Origin of the sequence: Silvimonas amylolytica (genome assembly GCF_014645555.1) — a bacterium.
GTDB classification, from domain to species: Bacteria; Pseudomonadota; Gammaproteobacteria; order Burkholderiales; family Chitinibacteraceae; genus Silvimonas; species Silvimonas amylolytica.
The window spans coordinates 20,494-38,687 of the sequence record NZ_BMLY01000002.1 but is presented as its reverse complement, the minus strand read 5'-3'; the positions used below and the strand labels follow the sequence as shown (position 1 = coordinate 38,687).

Annotated in this window: 14 protein-coding genes; 11 read left to right on the top strand and 3 right to left on the bottom strand. The window is 55.6% G+C overall.

Annotation, left to right across the window (positions count from 1 at the left end):
* Positions 1–28 precede the first annotated feature (28 nt).
* The 11 genes from IEX44_RS06310 (at position 29) to IEX44_RS06260 (ending at position 15,052) form a co-directional block, all read left to right on the top strand.
* Positions 29–1,456, top strand: a complete 1,428-nt coding sequence (locus tag IEX44_RS06310) for a mannose-1-phosphate guanylyltransferase/mannose-6-phosphate isomerase (protein WP_188690573.1) — start codon at positions 29–31, stop codon at positions 1,454–1,456.
* A gap of 6 nt (positions 1,457–1,462) precedes the next feature.
* Entirely contained in the window at positions 1,463–2,833 is a 1,371-nt protein-coding gene (cpsG, locus tag IEX44_RS06305) for a phosphomannomutase CpsG (protein ID WP_188690571.1), read from the top strand.
* 8 nt (positions 2,834–2,841) lie between these two features.
* Positions 2,842–3,639, top strand: a complete 798-nt coding sequence (locus IEX44_RS06300; protein WP_188690568.1) for an ABC transporter permease — start codon at positions 2,842–2,844, stop codon at positions 3,637–3,639.
* Positions 3,639–4,862, top strand: coding sequence for an ABC transporter ATP-binding protein (locus tag IEX44_RS06295; RefSeq protein ID WP_188690566.1), 1,224 nt, complete (start codon positions 3,639–3,641; stop codon positions 4,860–4,862). Before IEX44_RS06300 ends, IEX44_RS06295 begins: the two co-directional genes overlap by 1 nt.
* Positions 4,859–6,073 carry an FkbM family methyltransferase gene (locus tag IEX44_RS06290; RefSeq protein ID WP_188690564.1) on the top strand — a complete coding sequence of 405 codons (1,215 nt, stop codon included), beginning with the start codon at positions 4,859–4,861 and terminating at the stop codon, positions 6,071–6,073. Before IEX44_RS06295 ends, IEX44_RS06290 begins: the two co-directional genes overlap by 4 nt.
* Positions 6,073–9,282 carry a glycosyltransferase gene (locus IEX44_RS06285; RefSeq protein ID WP_188690562.1) on the top strand — a complete coding sequence of 1,070 codons (3,210 nt, stop codon included), beginning with the start codon at positions 6,073–6,075 and terminating at the stop codon, positions 9,280–9,282. Before IEX44_RS06290 ends, IEX44_RS06285 begins: the two co-directional genes overlap by 1 nt.
* Positions 9,283–9,403: 121 nt before the next feature.
* Positions 9,404–10,438 (top strand): GDP-mannose 4,6-dehydratase, encoded by a 1,035-nt coding sequence (gmd, locus tag IEX44_RS06280; protein ID WP_188690559.1) that lies wholly within the window; start codon positions 9,404–9,406, stop codon positions 10,436–10,438.
* 11 nt (positions 10,439–10,449) lie between these two features.
* Entirely contained in the window at positions 10,450–11,334 is an 885-nt protein-coding gene (locus tag IEX44_RS06275; protein ID WP_188690556.1) for an NAD-dependent epimerase/dehydratase family protein, read from the top strand.
* Entirely contained in the window at positions 11,334–12,455 is a 1,122-nt protein-coding gene (locus IEX44_RS06270) for a glycosyltransferase family 4 protein (protein WP_188690554.1), read from the top strand. The genes IEX44_RS06275 and IEX44_RS06270 overlap by 1 nt, the downstream gene beginning before the upstream one ends.
* Positions 12,456–12,458: 3 nt before the next feature.
* Positions 12,459–13,583, top strand: coding sequence for a glycosyltransferase (locus tag IEX44_RS06265; protein WP_188690551.1), 1,125 nt, complete (start codon positions 12,459–12,461; stop codon positions 13,581–13,583).
* A gap of 389 nt (positions 13,584–13,972) precedes the next feature.
* Positions 13,973–15,052 (top strand): MraY family glycosyltransferase, encoded by a 1,080-nt coding sequence (locus IEX44_RS06260; protein ID WP_229678893.1) that lies wholly within the window; start codon positions 13,973–13,975, stop codon positions 15,050–15,052.
* Positions 15,053–15,128: 76 nt separating this feature from the next.
* Here IEX44_RS06260 and rng read toward each other — a convergent pair whose 3' ends face one another.
* The 3 genes from rng to IEX44_RS06245 all read right to left on the bottom strand — a co-directional run bounded on the left by rng (position 15,129) and on the right by IEX44_RS06245 (position 18,193).
* The gene (rng, locus tag IEX44_RS06255) at positions 15,129–16,580 is read right to left on the bottom strand and encodes a ribonuclease G (RefSeq protein ID WP_188690544.1); all 1,452 of its coding nucleotides are present in this window, start codon (positions 16,578–16,580) and stop codon (positions 15,129–15,131) included.
* Positions 16,581–16,668: 88 nt separating this feature from the next.
* A complete protein-coding gene (gene holA / locus IEX44_RS06250) occupies positions 16,669–17,688 on the bottom strand; it encodes a DNA polymerase III subunit delta (RefSeq protein WP_188690542.1) in 1,020 nt (339 codons plus the stop codon).
* A complete protein-coding gene (locus IEX44_RS06245; protein WP_188690539.1) occupies positions 17,678–18,193 on the bottom strand; it encodes an LPS-assembly lipoprotein LptE in 516 nt (171 codons plus the stop codon). Before IEX44_RS06245 ends, holA begins: the two co-directional genes overlap by 11 nt.
* Position 18,194: the final 1 nt, after the last annotated feature.

The window sequence follows — 18,194 nt, the reverse complement described above, 5'->3', positions numbered from 1 at the left end:
TTTCAACAGTTTTCTGGAATTTACGAAGATGATTACTCCGGTTATTTTGTGCGGGGGCAGTGGCACCCGTATGTGGCCACTTTCGCGTGGCGGTTATCCCAAGCAGTATCTCGCCCTGTATGGCGATCAGACTCTGGTGCAGCAAACTGCTCAGCGTCTTGACGGGCTTTCCGGGACACAGGCGCCCATGTTCATTACTAACCAGGAACAGCGTTTCCTTGTTGCCGAGCAAATGCGCGCCATTGGTATCGAACCGTCTGCCGTGATCCTGGAGCCGGTTGGCCGCAACACCGCGCCGGCTGTGGCTGCTGCCGCACTGGTGGCGGTGAAGAATGACCCGGATGCCATGATCCTGGTGCTGCCGTCGGATCACGTGATCCAGAACGACAAGACCTTCTGTGACCTGGTCGCGCGTGCGGCCAAAGCAGCGGCCGCGGGCAAGCTGGTGACCTTTGGCATTCAGCCGACTTCCCCGAATACCGGTTACGGCTATATCCGTCGTGGCGCCGCGCTGGCTGAGTTGGATGGCGGTTACGCAGTTGATGCGTTCGTTGAGAAGCCTGATCACGCCAAGGCTGAGGGCTTTTTGGCTGCGGGTGGGTACTACTGGAACAGCGGCATGTTCCTGTTCAAAGCCAGCGTGTACCTGGAAGAGCTGGGCCTGATCCGTCCAGATATCCTCAAACAAGTGACGTTCTCGGTTGAACACGCAGAAACGGACAAGGATTTTCTGCGCCTCGATCACGAAAGCTTCTCGGCCTGCCCGGAGGATTCCATTGACTACGCCGTCATGGAACACACCAAACACGCCGTCGTGGTTGAAGCGGCGGGCCTGGGCTGGAGCGACATCGGTTCCTGGTCGGCGCTGGCTGAGGTGGCGCAAGCTGATGCCAATGGCAACAATCTGCTGGGTGATGTGATGGCAGATCGCGTGACCAATAGCTATATCCGTGCCGAAAACCGCATGATCGCGGCTATTGGCGTGGACAACCTGGTCATTGTTGAAACAGCCGATGCCATTCTCGTGGCTACGAAAGAGCATGCGCAGGACGTTAAAAAGATTGTTCAGCGCCTGAGCGAGTCTGGCCGCAGTGAGTCCGTAACTCATCGCAAGGTATTCCGTCCTTGGGGTAGTTATGAAGGCCTGGACCAGGAAGATCGCTTCCAGGTCAAGCGCATCATTGTCAATCCGGATTGCTCGCTGAGCCTGCAGATGCATCACCACCGCGCCGAGCACTGGATCGTCGTGAAGGGCACGGCAGTTGTCACCAATGGTGAGCAGGAACTCTTGCTGACTGAAAACCAGTCCACTTACATTCCGCTGGGCGTGACGCACCGTCTGCGCAACCCAGGCAAGATCCCGCTCGAAATCATCGAAGTGCAGTCCGGCCCGTATCTGGGCGAGGACGATATCGTGCGTTTTGAAGATACCTACGGCCGTGTTCCACAGAAATAAAAAGCAATGACCAAACTGACCTGTTTCAAGGCCTACGACATCCGTGGCCGTCTGGGCGATGAACTCAACGAAGACATCGCTTACCGTATCGGCCGCGCCTATGGCGAGTTGCTCAAGCCGCGCAGCATGGCGGTGGGGGGCGATGTCCGGCTGACGTCGGAATCGCTCAAGCTGGCACTGGCCAATGGCTTGATGGACGCCGGTGCAGACGTGATTGACATCGGCATGACCGGCACCGAAGAAATCTACTTTGCCGCGTTCCATCTGGACGTGGATGGCGGCGTTGAAGTGACCGCCAGTCACAACCCGATGGATTACAACGGGATGAAACTGGTCAAGCGCGGCGCTCAGCCTATCAGCGGCGACTCCGGCCTGCGTGATATCCAGCGCCTCGCGGAAGAGAATAACTTCGGCCCGGCAGGCAAGCGCGGCACGCTGACGCAGATGTCGATTCTCGACGCCTATGTGGATCACCTGCTGACCTACATTGATGCCGCTGCGCTCAAGCCGGTCAAGCTGGTCGTCAACGCGGGCAACGGCGCGGCCGGTCACGTGATTGATGCGCTGGAAGCACGCTTCAAGGCCTCTGACGTGAAGGTCGAATTCATCAAGGTGCACAACAACCCGGACGGCACGTTTCCCAACGGCATTCCCAACCCGCTGCTGCCCGAGTGCCGGGCTGATACCGCCAACGCGGTCAAGGCGCACGGCGCGGACATGGGTATCGCCTGGGATGGCGACTTCGACCGCTGTTTTCTGTTTGATGAACACGGTGAATTCATCGAGGGCTACTACATCGTTGGTTTGCTGGCTGATGCATTCCTTGCGCGCCACCCGGGCGAGAAAATCATCCACGATCCGCGTCTGACCTGGAACACGGTCGACGTTGTAGAAAAGGCGGGCGGTGTGCCGGTGCAAAGCAAAACCGGCCATGCTTTCATCAAGGAACGCATGCGCGCCGAGAACGCCATTTACGGCGGCGAGATGAGTGCGCATCACTACTTCCGTGATTTCGCTTATTGCGACAGCGGGATGATCCCGTGGCTGCTGGTGACGGAACTCGTTAGCCGCAAACAGCAGTCGCTCTCATCGCTCGTGGCTGATCGCATGCAGGCTTACCCCTGCAGCGGCGAGATCAATTACCGCGTGGAAGATGTCCCGGCGGTGCTGGCACGGATTGAAGCGGTGTACGGCGACAAAGCCGAACTGATCGAACGGGTGGACGGCGTCAGCATGTCGTTTGCCGACTGGCGTTTCAATGTGCGGGCATCGAACACAGAGCCGCTGTTGCGCCTGAATGTGGAGTCGCGCGCTAGCGCGGAACGCGTCAACCAGTGTGTCGCGGCCCTTGAAGCATTGATCCTCGAAGGGAAGTGAGAAATCTGATGTTGATTGCCTTGTCCAGATCAATCTGGTCTTACCGCGGGTTCGTGCTTGGCAGCGTCAAGCGCGAATTCCAGTCGCGCTATCGCAACTCCTTGCTTGGTGCTGCGTGGAACGTTCTTAATCCATTGGCCATGATCATCGTTTATACCGTGATCTTTTCCCAATTGATGAAGGCCCGCTTGCCTGGTGCATCGAGCACCTTTTCGTACAGTATCTACCTGTGTGCCGGTTCGCTGACTTGGGGTTTGTTCTCAGAAATTGTGACTAGGGCCCAGGGCGTGTTCATTGAGAATGCTAATTTACTCAAGAAAATCAGTTTTCCGCGTCTGTGCCTGCCGGTGATCATCATTTGCAGCGCATGCCTGAATTTCTGTATTGTTTTTGGCCTGTTTTCGGTATTCCTGATCTTGAGTGGAAACTTTCCGGGCTTGCCGTTCTTGGCGTTGATACCGGTCTTGGCGGTGATGATTCTGTTTGCAATCGGCCTGGGAATTACGCTTGGGGTATTAAACGTATTTTTTCGGGATGTCGGTCAGTTCTTTGGTATTTTCCTGCAGTTCTGGTTCTGGTTTACACCCATCGTGTATGTCACGAGCATTTTGCCTGAGCGAATCCGAATTTTGCTGTTGTTAAACCCGATGGCGGGCGTCGTGGAGGCATGTCAGGCAATTTTGGTGCAAGGGCAATGGCCGCAATGGTTTACGCTGCTGCCGGTTACCCTGATAGGCATACTGCTATGTATCTTTGGATTGAACCTGTTCCGCAAGCATGCGGCAGAGATGGTGGATGAGCTGTAATGGGGACAATCAACGTTAAGAACCTGGGCAAGGCATACAAGCAATACCCCACCCGCTGGTCACGCCTTGCAGAGTGGCTGCTTCCCGGCAGCAAATCGCACCATACCCTTAAGTGGGTGATGCAGGACGTCAGTTTTAATATTGCTCCGGGGGAAGCGGTTGGGATTATCGGTGTCAATGGCGCGGGCAAGAGCACGCTGCTAAAAATGGTTACCGGGACCACCGCGCCGACTATTGGCTCGGTATCGATCTCAGGTCGTGTTGCCGCCATGCTCGAGCTAGGAATGGGCTTTCACCCCGACTTTACTGGAAGGCAGAACGTATACATGTCTGCCCAGCTCTTGGGCCTCAAAGCAGATCAGATTGATGGTCTGATGCCACAAATTGAAGCCTTTGCTGAAATTGGTGATTACCTTGACCATCCAGTGCGAGTGTATTCCAGCGGCATGCAAATGCGTCTGGCATTCAGTGTCGCAACGGCAGTACGCCCTGACGTCTTGATTGTTGATGAAGCTTTGTCGGTCGGTGATGCTTATTTTCAGCACAAAAGTTTTGATCGCATTCGCGAATTCAGTAAACAGGGCACTACTCTGCTGATTGTTTCTCATGACAAGCAGGCTATCCAAAGTATCTGCGATCGAGCCATTTTGCTGAGCGGCGGCAAGGTCGCCATGGAAGGCGAGCCAGAAGCGGTAATGGATTATTACAACGCGTTGCTGGCCGATAAGCAGGACCAGCAAATTCGCCAGATCAAGACAGAAGACGGTAAAACACAGACAATTTCCGGGACTGGCGAGGCGCTCGTTACTGATATTGCCTTGATCAATCAGGATGGTCGGCGAGTTGAATATGTCAATGTAGGCGAGCGCGTGATTTTGCAGATTGAAGTACAAGTTAATGCAGACATTCCTCGTCTTGTGCTGGGCTATAGCATCAAGGACCGTCTGGGACAGGTGGTTTACGGAACAAATACAGACTTGAAAAACCAGCCACTCGGGCACGTTACGGCAGGAAGCAAGGTGATGTTCCGGTGCGAATTTGACGCCAACATTGGGCCAGGGAGTTATTCAGTGCAAACGGCGCTCGTCAGCACTAATACTCATTTGGAAAACAATTATGAGTGGCGTGATCTGGCGTTCCTGTTCAATGTTGTAAATATGGATAAAACGGATTTTGCTGGCGTGGCATGGCTGGATCCGCAGATTGGAATCTCTCAACAATGAATTTTGTTTCTTACGCCCAGAATCTGGAAGATGTCATTCTCTGGCGTGCTCTCAAGCAGATTCAGAACGGCTTTTATATTGACGTCGGTGCTGCATGGCCCGTTGCTGACTCAGTAACGAAAGCCTTCTATGACCGGGGCTGGCATGGCATCAATGTTGAACCCAACCCACAACTGAACCAGTTGTTGGTCCTGGATCGTCGGCGCGATACCACGCTTCGGGTCGCTGTTTCTGATCAGCCAGGCGTCATGGCCATGACGTTCGTGCCCGACACAGGGCTCTCCACGCTGGATGACAATATTGGTCAACAGCATCAGCAAGCCGGATTCATTGCTAGAACCGAAGAGGTTACGGTCACGACGCTGGCTGCACTGTGGCAGACACATGTCCCGGCTGGTCAAGAAGTACATTTCCTGAAAGTGGATGTGGAAGGGTTTGAAACCCAAGTGCTCAGTGGCAATGATTGGGTCGCCCATCGACCATGGGTCATCGTGGTCGAGGCAACCCTTCCGATGAGCCAGATTGAGTCTTACCAAGGCTGGGAGCCTTTGCTGCTGGAAGTAGGGTATCAACTTGTCTATGTTGATGGCCTTAATCGGTATTACGTGGCTGCGGAACATCAGGAGTTGGCGGTTTCTTTCAAATACCCGCCCAATGTGTTTGATCGTTATGTCATGGCCGCGCAGGCGCAGGCCGAGGAGCAGCTTTCTTCTGCGTTACAGCGCGCCACCAATGCCGAAGCCCGTGTAGCAGGCGCGGAAAAGCGAGCGCACGAGGCAGAACTTGATGCCAGAAAAGCGCGACAAGAGGCCCATTACTGGTGGACTGTCTATGGCGGTGTCATCCATAGCAAATCCTGGCGACTCACTGCGCCGTTCCGTGTTTTGTTGCGAGAGGCCAAGGTCGGTGTGCGCTTTGCCCGAGCATTTGTAAAACTGGCTCCAGGCAGCCTTTCGCGTCGAATGCTGGGCAAGCTACTGATCCTGCTGGGCCACTGTCCGCCGGGCTTGAAACGGCCAATACTCGCTCTGATCGGGCGTTTCCCTGGTGTGCGCATGAAATTGCAGGCACTCTATTTTTCTACCTTGCACGGGCTTGATGGTAACAAAAGTGCTGTACGTATTGGCATCGACGACCTTTCCCCATATGCCCAGCGTGTTTATACACAGATCACCGGTGGTGTTGACCACAAAGAACGGGATGTAGCTTGATGCGGTTAGTTATTGATCTCCAGGGGGCGCAAGCATCCAGCCGGGCCCGCGGTATCGGGCGTTACGCGCTGTTGCTGACCCAAGCGCTCTTGCGCCAGCGAGGCGAGCACGAGGTACTGATAGCGCTCAATGGGTGCTTTGCCGACACCGTCGCTCCAGTCAAGTCAGCCCTTGCAGGTCTCATCCCTGCCGAAAATATCAAGGTGTGGGATACCCCCGCCGCTGTGTTCTCTGCAGATCCGGACAACGCTGAACGTCGGGTTGCTGCGGAGCTGATCCGGGAAAGCTTCCTTGCGAACTTGCGGCCTGACTGGATACTGATTGCCTCCACGGTCGAAGGTTTATCCGATGATGTTGTGGTGAGCATCGGACAAATGACCAGTGATGTTCCTACCGCTGCGATTCTGTATGACTTGATCCCCCTGATTCATAAAGAGATCTATCTGACCAACCCGGTGAGTGAACGCTGGTATCTGAGCAAGATGGATCAATTGAAGAAGGCTGATCTGCTGCTGGCAATTTCCACTTCATCGGGGGCAGAGGCGGTCGCTCATCTTGGTTTTGATCCACTTCACGTCGTGAACATTTCCGCTGCTGTGGATGAACGGTTTACACCCGGCGTGGTGTCTGCCGAGGACATGTCTCGATTGCAGAAGCAATACGGGCTGGTACGTCCGTTTATCATGTATACCGGCGGGATTGACCATCGCAAGAATATCGAAGGCTTGATCGCGGCCTATGCGAAATTGCCGGTATCCTTGCGCCGGGCACATCAGTTAGCAGTGGTCTGCTCCGTTCAAGCGGTTGATCGCGCCAGATTGCAGAAATTGGCGGCTGAGGCAGGGCTTGGTAGCGACGAGCTGGTATTGACCGGCTTCGTCTCGGATGATGATCTGCTGACATGCTACCGGGCCTGCAAGTTTTTCGTGTTCCCATCCTGGCATGAAGGTTTTGGCTTGCCCGCGCTGGAGGCCATGCAATGCGGCAAAGCCGTTATCGCTACAGACTGCTCCAGCTTGCCCGAGGTGGTTGGCCGGAGCGATGCGCTCTTCAAGGCGCACAATGTCCAGGCAATAACCGACAAGATGTTTGAGGTCCTTGAGAACGATGCTTATCGGGTCGAACTCGAACAACATGGTTTGACACAGGCTACGAAATTCTCGTGGGATGCCAGTGCTCGTATTACGTGGGAAGCCTTGGAAGTCCGACATGGAATGCGGGCTGTCCCGAAAAACGTGGTGAAGCCACGGCCGCGGTTGGCCTATATTTCGCCACTGCCTCCCGAGTCGAGTGGCATCAGTGATTACAGCGCAGAGTTGCTTCCTGCGCTTGCTGTTCACTATGACATTGAAGTGGTTGTGAGTCAGCCTGAGGTCACGTCTGAATGGGTTCGGAACAACCATCCGATTCGCAGTGTGCAATGGTTCCAGGAAAACGCGACCAATTTTGACCGCATCTTGTACCACTTTGGTAACTCTCATTTTCACAGTCATATGTTCGGGCTGTTGCAAGCCTACCCAGGCGCGGTGGTGCTACATGATTTCTATCTATCCGGCATTGTTGCGCATCGTGAATTGACGGGAGAACTACCCCACGGTTGGGCGCGCTCGCTGGTCGAATGCCATGGTTGGGCGGCAGTTGCCGAGCGCTTTCAGGCTAAGGATATTGCTGAGGTGATTTATCGGTACCCTTGCAATCTGCCGGTTCTACAGGATGCCCTGGGTATTATCGTCCATGCGGATTATTCCCGACAGTTGGCGATGCATTGGTATGGACCGGATGCAGCGGACCGTTGGGAGCAGATTCCTCATCTGCGTCAGCTACCCTCTGGTGAAACTAAAGCGCAAGCACGTGCCACTCTGGAGATTAATGAGGGTGATTTCGTTGTTTGTAGTTTAGGCTTTGTTGCGCCTACCAAATTAAATCATCGCCTTCTGAACGCTTGGTTGACATCGCCATTGGCCCTGGATCCGAAATGCAGATTGGTCTTTGTTGGCAGGAACCATGAGGGGGATTATGGGAAGGAGTTCCTGTCCACGATCAAATCTTCCGAGGCGCGTAACCGAATTACTATCACGGGTTGGGCGGACGGCGATATCTACAGACGCTGGCTGGCTGCATCAGACCTCGGTGTACAACTAAGGACAATGTCTCGAGGCGAAACCTCGGGTACTGTGCTTGACTGCATGAATTATGGCCTCGCAACGATCATCAATGCCAACGGCTCCATGGCTGAGATGCCTGAAAATGCGGTTTGGATGCTGCCCGACTCGTTTGAGGATGAGGAGCTGATGGAAGCCTTGGTGACGCTTTGGCAGGACAAGGTACGTCGCGAACAGTTAGGCGCGCAAGCTCAAATGCTGATTGCTACAAAACACTCCCCGGCGGGTTGTGCTGCCCAATATGCAGCCGCAATTGAACGTTTTTACGCGGATCCAGATCAGCAACGTTACCATCTGGCTCAAGCGCTCAAGGCGCGAAGCCCGATTTTGGCTGACGCTGATTGGGCGCAGATTGCGCGAGCTGTTGCGCGTAACATACCGGCCCATCCAGCTTGTCGGCAACTTCTTGTCGATATTTCCGATCTCCATGGTAACGGGCTGCATGGCTCTGTGGACACCGGGCTCGCGACACTGTTACGTGGGTGGCTCACCGCAGAACATAAGGGTTGGCATGTTGAACCGGTCTATTTCTGCGAAGAATCTTCCAGTTATAGATACGCGCGATTCTTTGTTTGCCGGCTCTTGGGTCTATATGACGGTTGGGTTCAGGAAACCTTGGCCGAAGCCTGGGATGGAGATGTTATGGTTCGTCTCGTCCAGCAGCCTGAAGTTTCCCAAGTAGAAATGGCAGCAATTCAGGAATGGTTCGCTCGTGGAGTGGCGGTTCAATTTCTGCTTGACCACGACCTGGGCGAGCTTGGTGAGGAACCTGCAGCAGCAGAAATACAGGCATGGCAGTCTTGGCTGCAGGATACGCTTGCATTTGATGGTGTCATCTGTCTATCAAGCAAAACGGCGCATACATTGGAAGATTGGTTACGAGAGGCTGACCGCAAACGGACAAAAGGGTTTGTGATAAACTCTGTGCCAACCAATGACAATTCAGCAAAGGGCAGTTCTAGGCAATTGTCGCCCGACCAGGCATCTCAGTTGCTACAGATGCTCGCTGCGGTGCGACAAATGCCTCAGGCAGGCGCTCCCCACTAAGTGGGTATTAAACGCAAATGTTCATAAGGGAGCTTGGCTTGATAGCGAGGCTTAATGCGATTGCGTCGAATTTGTGATTTGCCTATCAAAGATTAATTATTTAACGAATTAGAGAAAGCTCATGAAAAAGGCAATTATCACCGGGATTTCCGGTCAGGATGGCGCGTATCTGGCCCAGCTTCTGCTGGAAAAAGGCTACGTTGTGTACGGCACCTACCGCCGCACCAGTTCTGTTAATTTCTGGCGTATCGAAGAGCTGGGCATTGCCCAACACCCCAATCTCCATCTCGTTGAATACGATCTGACCGATCTGGCCTCCAGCATCCGCCTGGTGCAAAACTGTCAGCCGGACGAAATCTATAACCTGGCTGCGCAAAGCTTCGTGGGCGTGTCGTTCGACCAACCGGTCACGACAGCCGAAATCACCGGTATCGGTCCGCTGAACCTGCTTGAAGCCATCCGCATCGTCAACCCGAAGATCCGCTTCTATCAGGCCTCGACCTCCGAGATGTTCGGCAAGGTTCAGGCCGTGCCGCAGATCGAATCAACCCCGTTCTACCCGCGTAGCCCGTACGGTGTGGCCAAGCTCTATGCGCACTGGATCACCGTGAACTATCGCGAGTCGTACGATATCTTCGGTTCCAGCGGCATCCTGTTCAATCACGAGTCCCCGCTGCGTGGCCGTGAGTTCGTGACACGCAAGATCACCGACAGCGTCGCCAAGATCAAGCTGGGCAAGCTTGATGTACTGGAACTGGGCAATATGGATGCCAAGCGCGACTGGGGCTTTGCCAGGGAATACGTGGAAGGCATGTGGCGCATGCTGCAGGCGGACAAGCCCGACACTTATGTGCTGGCGACGAACCGTACCGAAACCGTTCGTGATTTCGTCACCATGGCCTTCAAGGCCGCGGGTATCGCAATCGAATGGTCGGGTACGGCAGAGTCTGAAAAGGCTGTGGATGTGTCGAGTGGCAAGACTGTTGTACGAGTGAACCCCAAGTTCTACCGCCCGGCTGAAGTGGAGCTCTTGATCGGTAACCCGGAAAAAGCCCGCAAGGAACTGGGCTGGGAACCGGCGACGACGCTGGAACAACTGTGCCAGTTGATGGTTGACGCTGACCTGCGTCGCAATCAGCAAGGCTTCTCGTTCTGACAGGGGCGGCCATGCCGGCAAAAACGGTTTTGCTCACCGGAAGCCACGGCTTCACGGGGCGCTATGTCAAAGAGGCGCTGCAACAGGCTGGCTATCACGTCGCCGGTCTGGTGCAGCACGCGCCGGCTGAAAATGAGGTTGCGGCAGATCTGGCTGATCTGCCGGCTTTGTGTGACGCGGTCAACAAGATCAAGCCGGATTACGTGATTCATCTGGCGGCCATTGCCTTTGTGGCACATGCTGACCAGATGGCACTGTACCGGACCAATGTGTTCGGTACGCTGAACTTGCTGGAAGCACTTCATCGTAGTGGCTCTCCACTGCAGAAGGTGATTCTGGCCAGCAGCGCCAACATCTACGGTAACCCGCCGGTTTCACCGGTGGCCGAAGAAACCGCGCCCGCACCCGTCAATCACTACGCGATGAGCAAACTCGCCATGGAACACATGGCGCGGACCTGGGTTGATCGCCTGCCTATCCTGTTTACGCGGCCGTTCAATTACACTGGCGCGGGTCAGGATGACAAATTCCTCATCCCCAAGATCATCGGGCATTTCCTGCGCAAGGCTGACCATATCAAACTGGGCAACCTGGATGTTGTGCGCGAGTTCAACGACGTGCGCATGGTCGCACAGGCGTATGTTCGCCTGCTGACTGAAGGCCGGCCGGGTGATACCGTGAACCTGTGTACCGGGCGTGGTCACGCATTGCTGGATGTGGTGGAAACCGTGAGCAGGCTCAGCGGGCATACCTTGCGCGTTGAAGTAGACCCGCAACTGGTGCGTGCCAATGAGCTCAAAGTACTGATTGGTTCTCCAGACAAATTGCAAGCCGCACTACCTGATTTGCCGGATTACTCCCTGCAGGATACGTTGGGCTGGATGCTGGAGGCCTGATGCGAGTCGGAATTGGCACGACAGTGCTGGAACGGGCACTGGCCACGTCTGGTCATGTCGATGGGATTGGTACCTACACCGAAGAATTGCTGCGCTATTTGCCGGCGGACGGCGTTGAAACCCGTCCGCTGGCGTTTCTGGATGCACCGGCTGCGGCAGGGTCCAGCGCGTTGCAGGGCAGCTTCAAGACCAATGTGCTGCGCAGCGCGGTTACGCCGCTCTCATTCGCGGGCACGGCCGAGTTGTCGCGCAAGATCGACATTTTTCACGCGACGGATCACTACATCCCCAAACTCTCCGGCATTCCGCTGGTAGCGACACTGATGGACCCGGTCCCGTTAATGCGTTCGGATTGGGTCACCGTGAAGCGTCGCTGGCTTAAAAACTGGTTGTTCAAGCGTTCTGCCAGCTGGGCGGATCATTACATCACCATTTCTGACTATGTGGTGGGTGATTTGGTCGAGCACTTCAGGATTCCTCGAGAACGAATTACCCCAATCCACCTGGGCGTGGATGAGCGTTACTTCGGGCGGATTGATGAAGCCCGCAAACAGGAAGTGCTGACCAGACTGGGTCTGCGTCCAGGTTTCTTGCTGTTTGTCGGGACCTTGCAGCCGCGCAAGAACGTCGGCCGTGTCATTGACGCCTTTGAAAGCCTGCCAGCGGAACTACAAAAAGTGGCGCCGCTGGTAGTTGCTGGCAGACACGGCTGGTCTGCTGAAGCCGAGGTTGAGCGGCTGAAGAGCATTCAGGCACGGGGTGCGGGCCATTGGCTGGATTACGTCACCGACGAAGAAAAGCAGGTGCTGCTTCAGTCTGCGTCTGCCCTTGTGTTCCCTTCTTTGTATGAAGGATTTGGCTTGCCAGTACTAGAGGCATTTGCGTCCGGTTTGCCAGTCATTACATCCACGGTTACTTCGCTACCAGAAGTGGCTGGTGATGCAGCATTGTTGGTTGACCCGGAGCGCCCGGATGCCATCGCCGATGCCATTTCCAGAGTGCTCCAGGACCCTGCATTGGCCAGTTCACTGAGCGAGCGCGGGTTAGCCCGTGCACAGACTTTTACATGGGCGGAAACCGCACGGCGTACCGCTGCGGTTTATCGTCAACTGGTGAGCTGACGCGTGAAGGTTCTGCACGTCTATAAGACGTACTACCCGGATACGGTGGGTGGTATCGAGCAAGTGATCCGTGGTTTGGCCATGGGCGGACGGGGTCACGGGGTGACTGCTGAGGTCCTGGTGTTGTCCGCAGCGGTAAAACAACCCGAGACGCTGGTCATTGACGAGGTCACCGTGCACCGGTATCCCACGACGATTGATCTGGCGTCTACGCCTTTCAGCATCCAGGAGGCGCGCGACTTTGGTCGTTTTATCGCGCCTTATGATCTATTGCATTATCACTTCCCATGGCCGTTTGGCGACGTCCTGCATGCCTTGGCGGGACATCGCAAGCCCTCGGTGGTTACCTACCACAGTGACATCGTCAAGCAGAAATGGCTTAAGAAAGCCTATTCTCCGTTGATGACCTGGTTTCTTGGTCATGTTGACGCCATTGCGCCAACCAGTCCGGGCTATCTGGCTAGCAGCGCTGATCTGGAGCCATTCCGTGAGAAGTGCACGGTCATTCCACTTGGCCTTGACCCGGCGTCCCACCCGGCTCCGGACGCGCATGCAATTGCAGCGTATCGTGACCGTTTTGGGGCGCGTTATTTCGCTTTTGTTGGCGTGTTCCGCTATTACAAGGGTCTTCAGTATCTGATTGAAGCCGCCGCCAACGTGGCTGAAAATATCGTGCTGATGGGGGATGGACCACTACGCAAGGAATATGAAGCCGAGGCTGCGCGGCGGGGCTTGACCAATCTGCATTTCATGGGACTGGTCGATGAGCAGGTCAAGATGGACATCATGGCGGGGGCGCACGCGTTTGTATTCCCATCGCATTTACGTTCTGAGGCGTTCGGGCTGGGGCTGGCGGAAGCAGCCATGATGGGTAAGCCCATGATTTCTTGCGACATTAATACGGGTACTAGCTTTATTAATCTGCATGGTGAAACGGGCCTGGTTATTCCGCCGGCAGACCCGGTGGCACTGGCGCAAGCCATGAACGCGCTAGCTGGGGATGTCGAACTGGCCCGCCAGCAAGGTGAAGCGGCGCGCGTCCGGTTCATGCAAATGTTCAGCCTGGAGCAAATGGTCACCGCCTATGCAGCGCTTTATCGCCATGTACTGGATCGGCGGAAGGGCTAGTTCCGCCTCTAACATGCCGGATTGTGCCAATTCAATCGGTATGATTATGGCGTGCTGCCTTTGATTGCGGCGGGAGGTGTGTGCGGCGCACCCGCAGGAGCTTGCCGATTTCATTACTCCCCTGCGATCACGATCGGCATTCCAGATGAGCGCAGTTATTCCATGAAAGGGTCGCAGGCATGCTTCGCATGGTCAGGGGGGCGCAAGCGACTTTTTACTAAAAGCTGTCTCCAATCTGTTTGGTTTTGGGGGTTGCCGGAGGCGCTTACAAAGGTGCATCAGCGGGTAACGTCAATATCCGTCATAATAGGTGAGCTTTTTTACCCTTAGTTGCCCGGTACAACGTGCTCCCTATTGTTCTCGCTTTTGCAATCTCTTTTCTCGTGTCCATGTGGCTCGTCCGCAGTGGTCATATCCATGGTCGTTTCAGTGCAGACTCTGATCTGCATGGCATACAGAAATTTCATGTTAATCCGGTGCCTAGAATTGGTGGCCTTGCCATCATTATTGCGTTGGCGGCCAGCTGGGCGGTGCAGCTCTATTTAGGCCGGCCAATTGGCGATTATTTTCTGCATCTGTTGATCGTGGTTTTTCCGGCCTTTGCCAGTGGCTTGTTTGAGGACATCAGCAAGCGCGGCGGGGTGGTCCTGCGCATGGCCTGTATTATCATCTCGGCCGCACTTGCCTGGGCCTGGTTAGGGATCCGCGTAACTCGGCTTGATCTGCCTGGCATAGATATGCTGCTCGCGTTTCCGGCGGTATCTTTGCTGTTCACGATCATTGCACTGGCTGGTGTGACCAATGCCATGAATTTCATCGATGGCTATAACGGCCTCGCTGCTGCCGTGGCCGCGATCATGTTGACCGGCATTGCGTATGTCGCCATTTTACAGGCCGACTATGTGGTGTGGTCGCTGGCGATTGCAGGGATTGGCGCCTGCCTGGGGTTTCTGTTCTGGAACTGGCCCCGCGGATTGATTTTCCTGGGGGATGGCGGGGCGTATCTGCTCGGGTTCTGGATCGCATCGCTCGTCATCATGCTGGTAGCGCGCAATCCGCAAGTTTCACCCTGGTTTGCGTTCTTGTTGGTGAGTTACCCGGTGGTGGAGACGGTCTTTACCGTGTTGCGCAGGCTTTCGCGTCAAAGTAACCCCGGCATGCCAGATGCGGCGCATTTACACCAGTTGGTCTACAAACGCTTGATGCGTTGGGCGGTGGGTAGTCCTGATCCGCGCCACAAGGTCTTCCGTAATTCAATGACTTCGCCGTACCTCTGGTTGTTGTCATCGTTAGGGGTGGTGCCCGCCGTGTTGTTCTGGAATAACACACTGGCGCTGCAACTCTGGGCTTTGCTGTTTGTGTTTGGCTACGTCTGGTTGTACCGCTGTATTGCCCGCTTCCGGGCGCCGCGCTGGCTGGTGGTTCGTCGCGCGCATCGTGGTGCACGTCGCCACAAACGAGATCAATAACGTTATTCGGGTTGGCGTCTGAACATAAAAAAGGAGGGAAATCATCCCTCCTTTTTTATATTGCAGTTGCGGTGATTTACATGAGCACGACGTCGAACTGCTCTTGCGTATACGCGGTTTCTACCTGCAAATAGATCGGCTTGCCGATAAAGTCCACCAGCTGTGCAAGGCTGGCGGACTCTTCGTCCAGAAACATGTCGATCACATTCTGCGAGGCCAGGATGCGGTACTCGCGAGCCTTGAACTGGCGTTCTTCCCGCAGGATTTCCCGCAGGATTTCATGGCAAACCGTTTCTGCAGTGCGGATTTGCCCGCGGCCCTGGCAGGTGGGGCAGGGTTCGCACAGGACGTGAGCCAGGCTTTCGCGCGTGCGCTTGCGCGTGATTTCAACGAGGCCCAGGCTGGTGAAGTTTGAGACGGTCACCTTGGTGCGGTCGCGTGACAGCGCCTTTTGCAGTTCTTCCAGTACAGCGTGCTTGTGAGCTTCGTTATCCATGTCGATAAAGTCGACGATGATAATGCCGCCCAGGTTGCGTAACCGTAGTTGCCGCGCGATGACGTGCGTGGCTTCCAGGTTGGTTTTGAAAATGGTGTCGTCAAATGAGCGGTGGCCAACAAACCCGCCGGTATTGACGTCGATGGTGGCCATTGCTTCGGTCTGATCGATGATCAGATACCCCCCAAACTTCAGATTCACGCGGCGGGCAAGGGCACGTTCGATCTCCGCTTCAACACCGTATAGTTCGAACAGCGGGCGTTCCCCACTGTAGTGCTGCACGCGCGGGAAGACATCTGCAACAAAAGACTGAGCGAAGTCGCGCATTTTGGCGACGTTCTCGCGCGAATCAACCAGCACTTCTTGCGTCTCGGTATTGACCATGTCGCGCAGTGTGCGCAGCTGCAACGAGAGATCCTGAAACAGAAGTGATTTGGGCGGTAGCGTTTGAGATTTCTGGCGGATGTCTGCCCAGATCAGATTCAGGTAGTCGATATCAGCCAGGAGTTCTTGATCTGTGGCATGGTCGGCCGAGGTACGAATGATATAGCCCAGGTGATCTTGTGCCAGCAGGCTTTCCAGGCGCGAACGCAGGCGATCACGTTCTTCGTTGTTTTCAATGCGCTGGCTGATGCCAATGTGGGTTTCCTGTGGCAGAAACACAAGGAAACGGCCGGCAATACTGATCTGCGTTGAAAGCCGGGCACCTTTGGTGCCGATCGGGTCTTTAATGACCTGGACCAGGATGGGCTGGCCTTCGTGGACCAGGCGTTCAATCCGCAGTTCATCGTTCGGGTGCTGGCGTTGTTCGATGACGTCAGCGATATGCAGAAAGGCTGCGCGCTCCAGACCAATTTCGATAAAGGCGCTTTGCATGCCTGGCAGCACGCGTTTGACCACGCCCAGATAGATGTTGCCGACGAGACCGCGTTGCGACGCGCGCTCGATATGGATGTCCTGCACCACGCCGTCCTCAACGGTCGCTACGCGGGTTTCTTGCGGGGTGATGTTGACCAGAATCTGTTCTTTCATCGTCGGCTTGCTCGCGTATCTTGTGGGCGGTATGTGATTGTTGTGCGCCGAGGGCAGCGTCGTGATTCAAGTGTAACGACTCTGGCGTTCAGCGTCCCGGGCGTGTTGCAGTCGGCTTGAGTAATGGCAGGCACATCGAGAGAAGTTCATCCCACGCGTCGCCTTGCCCGACCCCTTTGTTGATCTGGTCAATTCGCGCGGCCATGGACAACGCCTGGCGTAATTGTGGCCCGCTGACCCGGTCCAGGGCTTTATCAACCAATCCTTGCTTGGCGCCCCAGACACGGTTTTCTTTGTAGAGCTGCCCCATATTGGCGCCATTGGCGCGCCCTTGGGCCAGTCGCCACAAGGCACGGACTTCTTCCGATAGCGCCCACAACACCAGATGTGGTGCTTCGCCTTCGGCGCGCAAGCCGTCGAGCATGCGCACAAAACGGGTTGCATCCCCAGCCAGCAAGGCTTCACCCATCTGGAATACGTCATAACGAGCCACGTTGGCGACGGCTTCGCGGACCTGTTCCAGCGTCAGGGTACCTGGGGCATGCAACAAACCGAGCTTGAGAACTTCCTGGTGTGCGGCGAAGAGGTTGCCTTCCACACGATCGACCAGAAACCGCATTGCATCGGCATCAAGTTGCTGTTGCTGGGCTGTGAGGCGCAGCGCAATCCAGTTGGGTAGGGCGCTGCGCTCAATCGGCCTGGCTTCGATGACCTCCCCGTGTTGCGAGAGCGCTTGAAACCATTTGGCGTTTTGTGTGGTGCGATCCAGTTTGGGCATCTGCACTACGGTGACGGTGTCCTCCGGCAAGCGGCTCGCGTAGGCTTCGAGCACCTTCGCTCCTTCTACGCCGGGCTTGCCAGTAGGGACACGTAATTCGACCAGCTTTTTTTCGGCAAACAGACTGAACGAATTGCCGCTGGCCGTGAGCTGGCTCCAGGAAAAACCACTTTCCACGGTGAGCACTTCACGCTCGCCAAATCCGTGGCGCAACGCGGCTTCACGAATGGCCTGCGCTGACTCCAGCGTCAGAAAGCCTTCTTCGCCATGCAAAACATAAAGAGGGGCCAGCCCGCCTTTGAGATGGCGGACCAGGTCTTCAGCGCGCATCCTGGCCGTGTGTAGCGACAGCGTTGATCCGGCGCAGGATCAGCTGGGAAGCGTCCTGCTGCATGTCCTTGACCAGGCGATTGGATTCACCGGTCATGGCGATCGGGTTGTTCGGGTCGTACGAATAGCTGCGCGACAGAGTGACTTGCTGGCCTTCCATGATGGCTGAGCCATCCGGGCGCCAGGCGCTGAAGGTCACGACCAGCGAGGTCAGATATTCTGTAGCCTGACCAGAGCTGTTGATGGTCAGCACGGTATTGTTGGAGATCTCGCTGGCGATGCTGATCTTGGCCACATCCTTGATGGTTGGGTCTTTGACCAGCTTCACGTTGGGCAGCAGCGGCAGATACAGGCGCAACTGCTGTGCGACGCCGCCATTACCGTCAACATAGGCCTCAGGGTAGGCAAAGCCCGAATTCGGACCTTGCCCGCGCAAATGAAAGCCGCAGGCTGCCAGCAGGCTGATCAGGATAAGTGCCGTCAGGCGGCGCAGCAGTGCAGTCATT

Bases quoted from the DNA above. Each gene is read 5' to 3' on its own strand.
- holA (WP_188690542.1), bottom strand. From the start codon at position 17,688: ATGCGCGCTGAAGACCTGGTCCGCCATCTCAAAGGCGGGCTGGCCCCT.
- cpsG (WP_188690571.1), top strand. From the start codon at position 1,463: ATGACCAAACTGACCTGTTTCAAGGCCTACGACATCCGTGGCCGTCTG.
- IEX44_RS06270 (WP_188690554.1), top strand. From the start codon at position 11,334: ATGCGAGTCGGAATTGGCACGACAGTGCTGGAACGGGCACTGGCCACG.
- IEX44_RS06260 (WP_229678893.1), top strand. From the start codon at position 13,973: ATGTGGCTCGTCCGCAGTGGTCATATCCATGGTCGTTTCAGTGCAGAC.
- IEX44_RS06245 (WP_188690539.1), bottom strand. From the start codon at position 18,193: ATGACTGCACTGCTGCGCCGCCTGACGGCACTTATCCTGATCAGCCTG.
- IEX44_RS06290 (WP_188690564.1), top strand. From the start codon at position 4,859: ATGAATTTTGTTTCTTACGCCCAGAATCTGGAAGATGTCATTCTCTGG.
- rng (WP_188690544.1), bottom strand. From the start codon at position 16,580: ATGAAAGAACAGATTCTGGTCAACATCACCCCGCAAGAAACCCGCGTA.
- IEX44_RS06275 (WP_188690556.1), top strand. From the start codon at position 10,450: ATGCCGGCAAAAACGGTTTTGCTCACCGGAAGCCACGGCTTCACGGGG.
- IEX44_RS06310 (WP_188690573.1), top strand. From the start codon at position 29: ATGATTACTCCGGTTATTTTGTGCGGGGGCAGTGGCACCCGTATGTGG.
- IEX44_RS06295 (WP_188690566.1), top strand. From the start codon at position 3,639: ATGGGGACAATCAACGTTAAGAACCTGGGCAAGGCATACAAGCAATAC.
- IEX44_RS06285 (WP_188690562.1), top strand. From the start codon at position 6,073: ATGCGGTTAGTTATTGATCTCCAGGGGGCGCAAGCATCCAGCCGGGCC.
- IEX44_RS06300 (WP_188690568.1), top strand. From the start codon at position 2,842: ATGTTGATTGCCTTGTCCAGATCAATCTGGTCTTACCGCGGGTTCGTG.
- gmd (WP_188690559.1), top strand. From the start codon at position 9,404: ATGAAAAAGGCAATTATCACCGGGATTTCCGGTCAGGATGGCGCGTAT.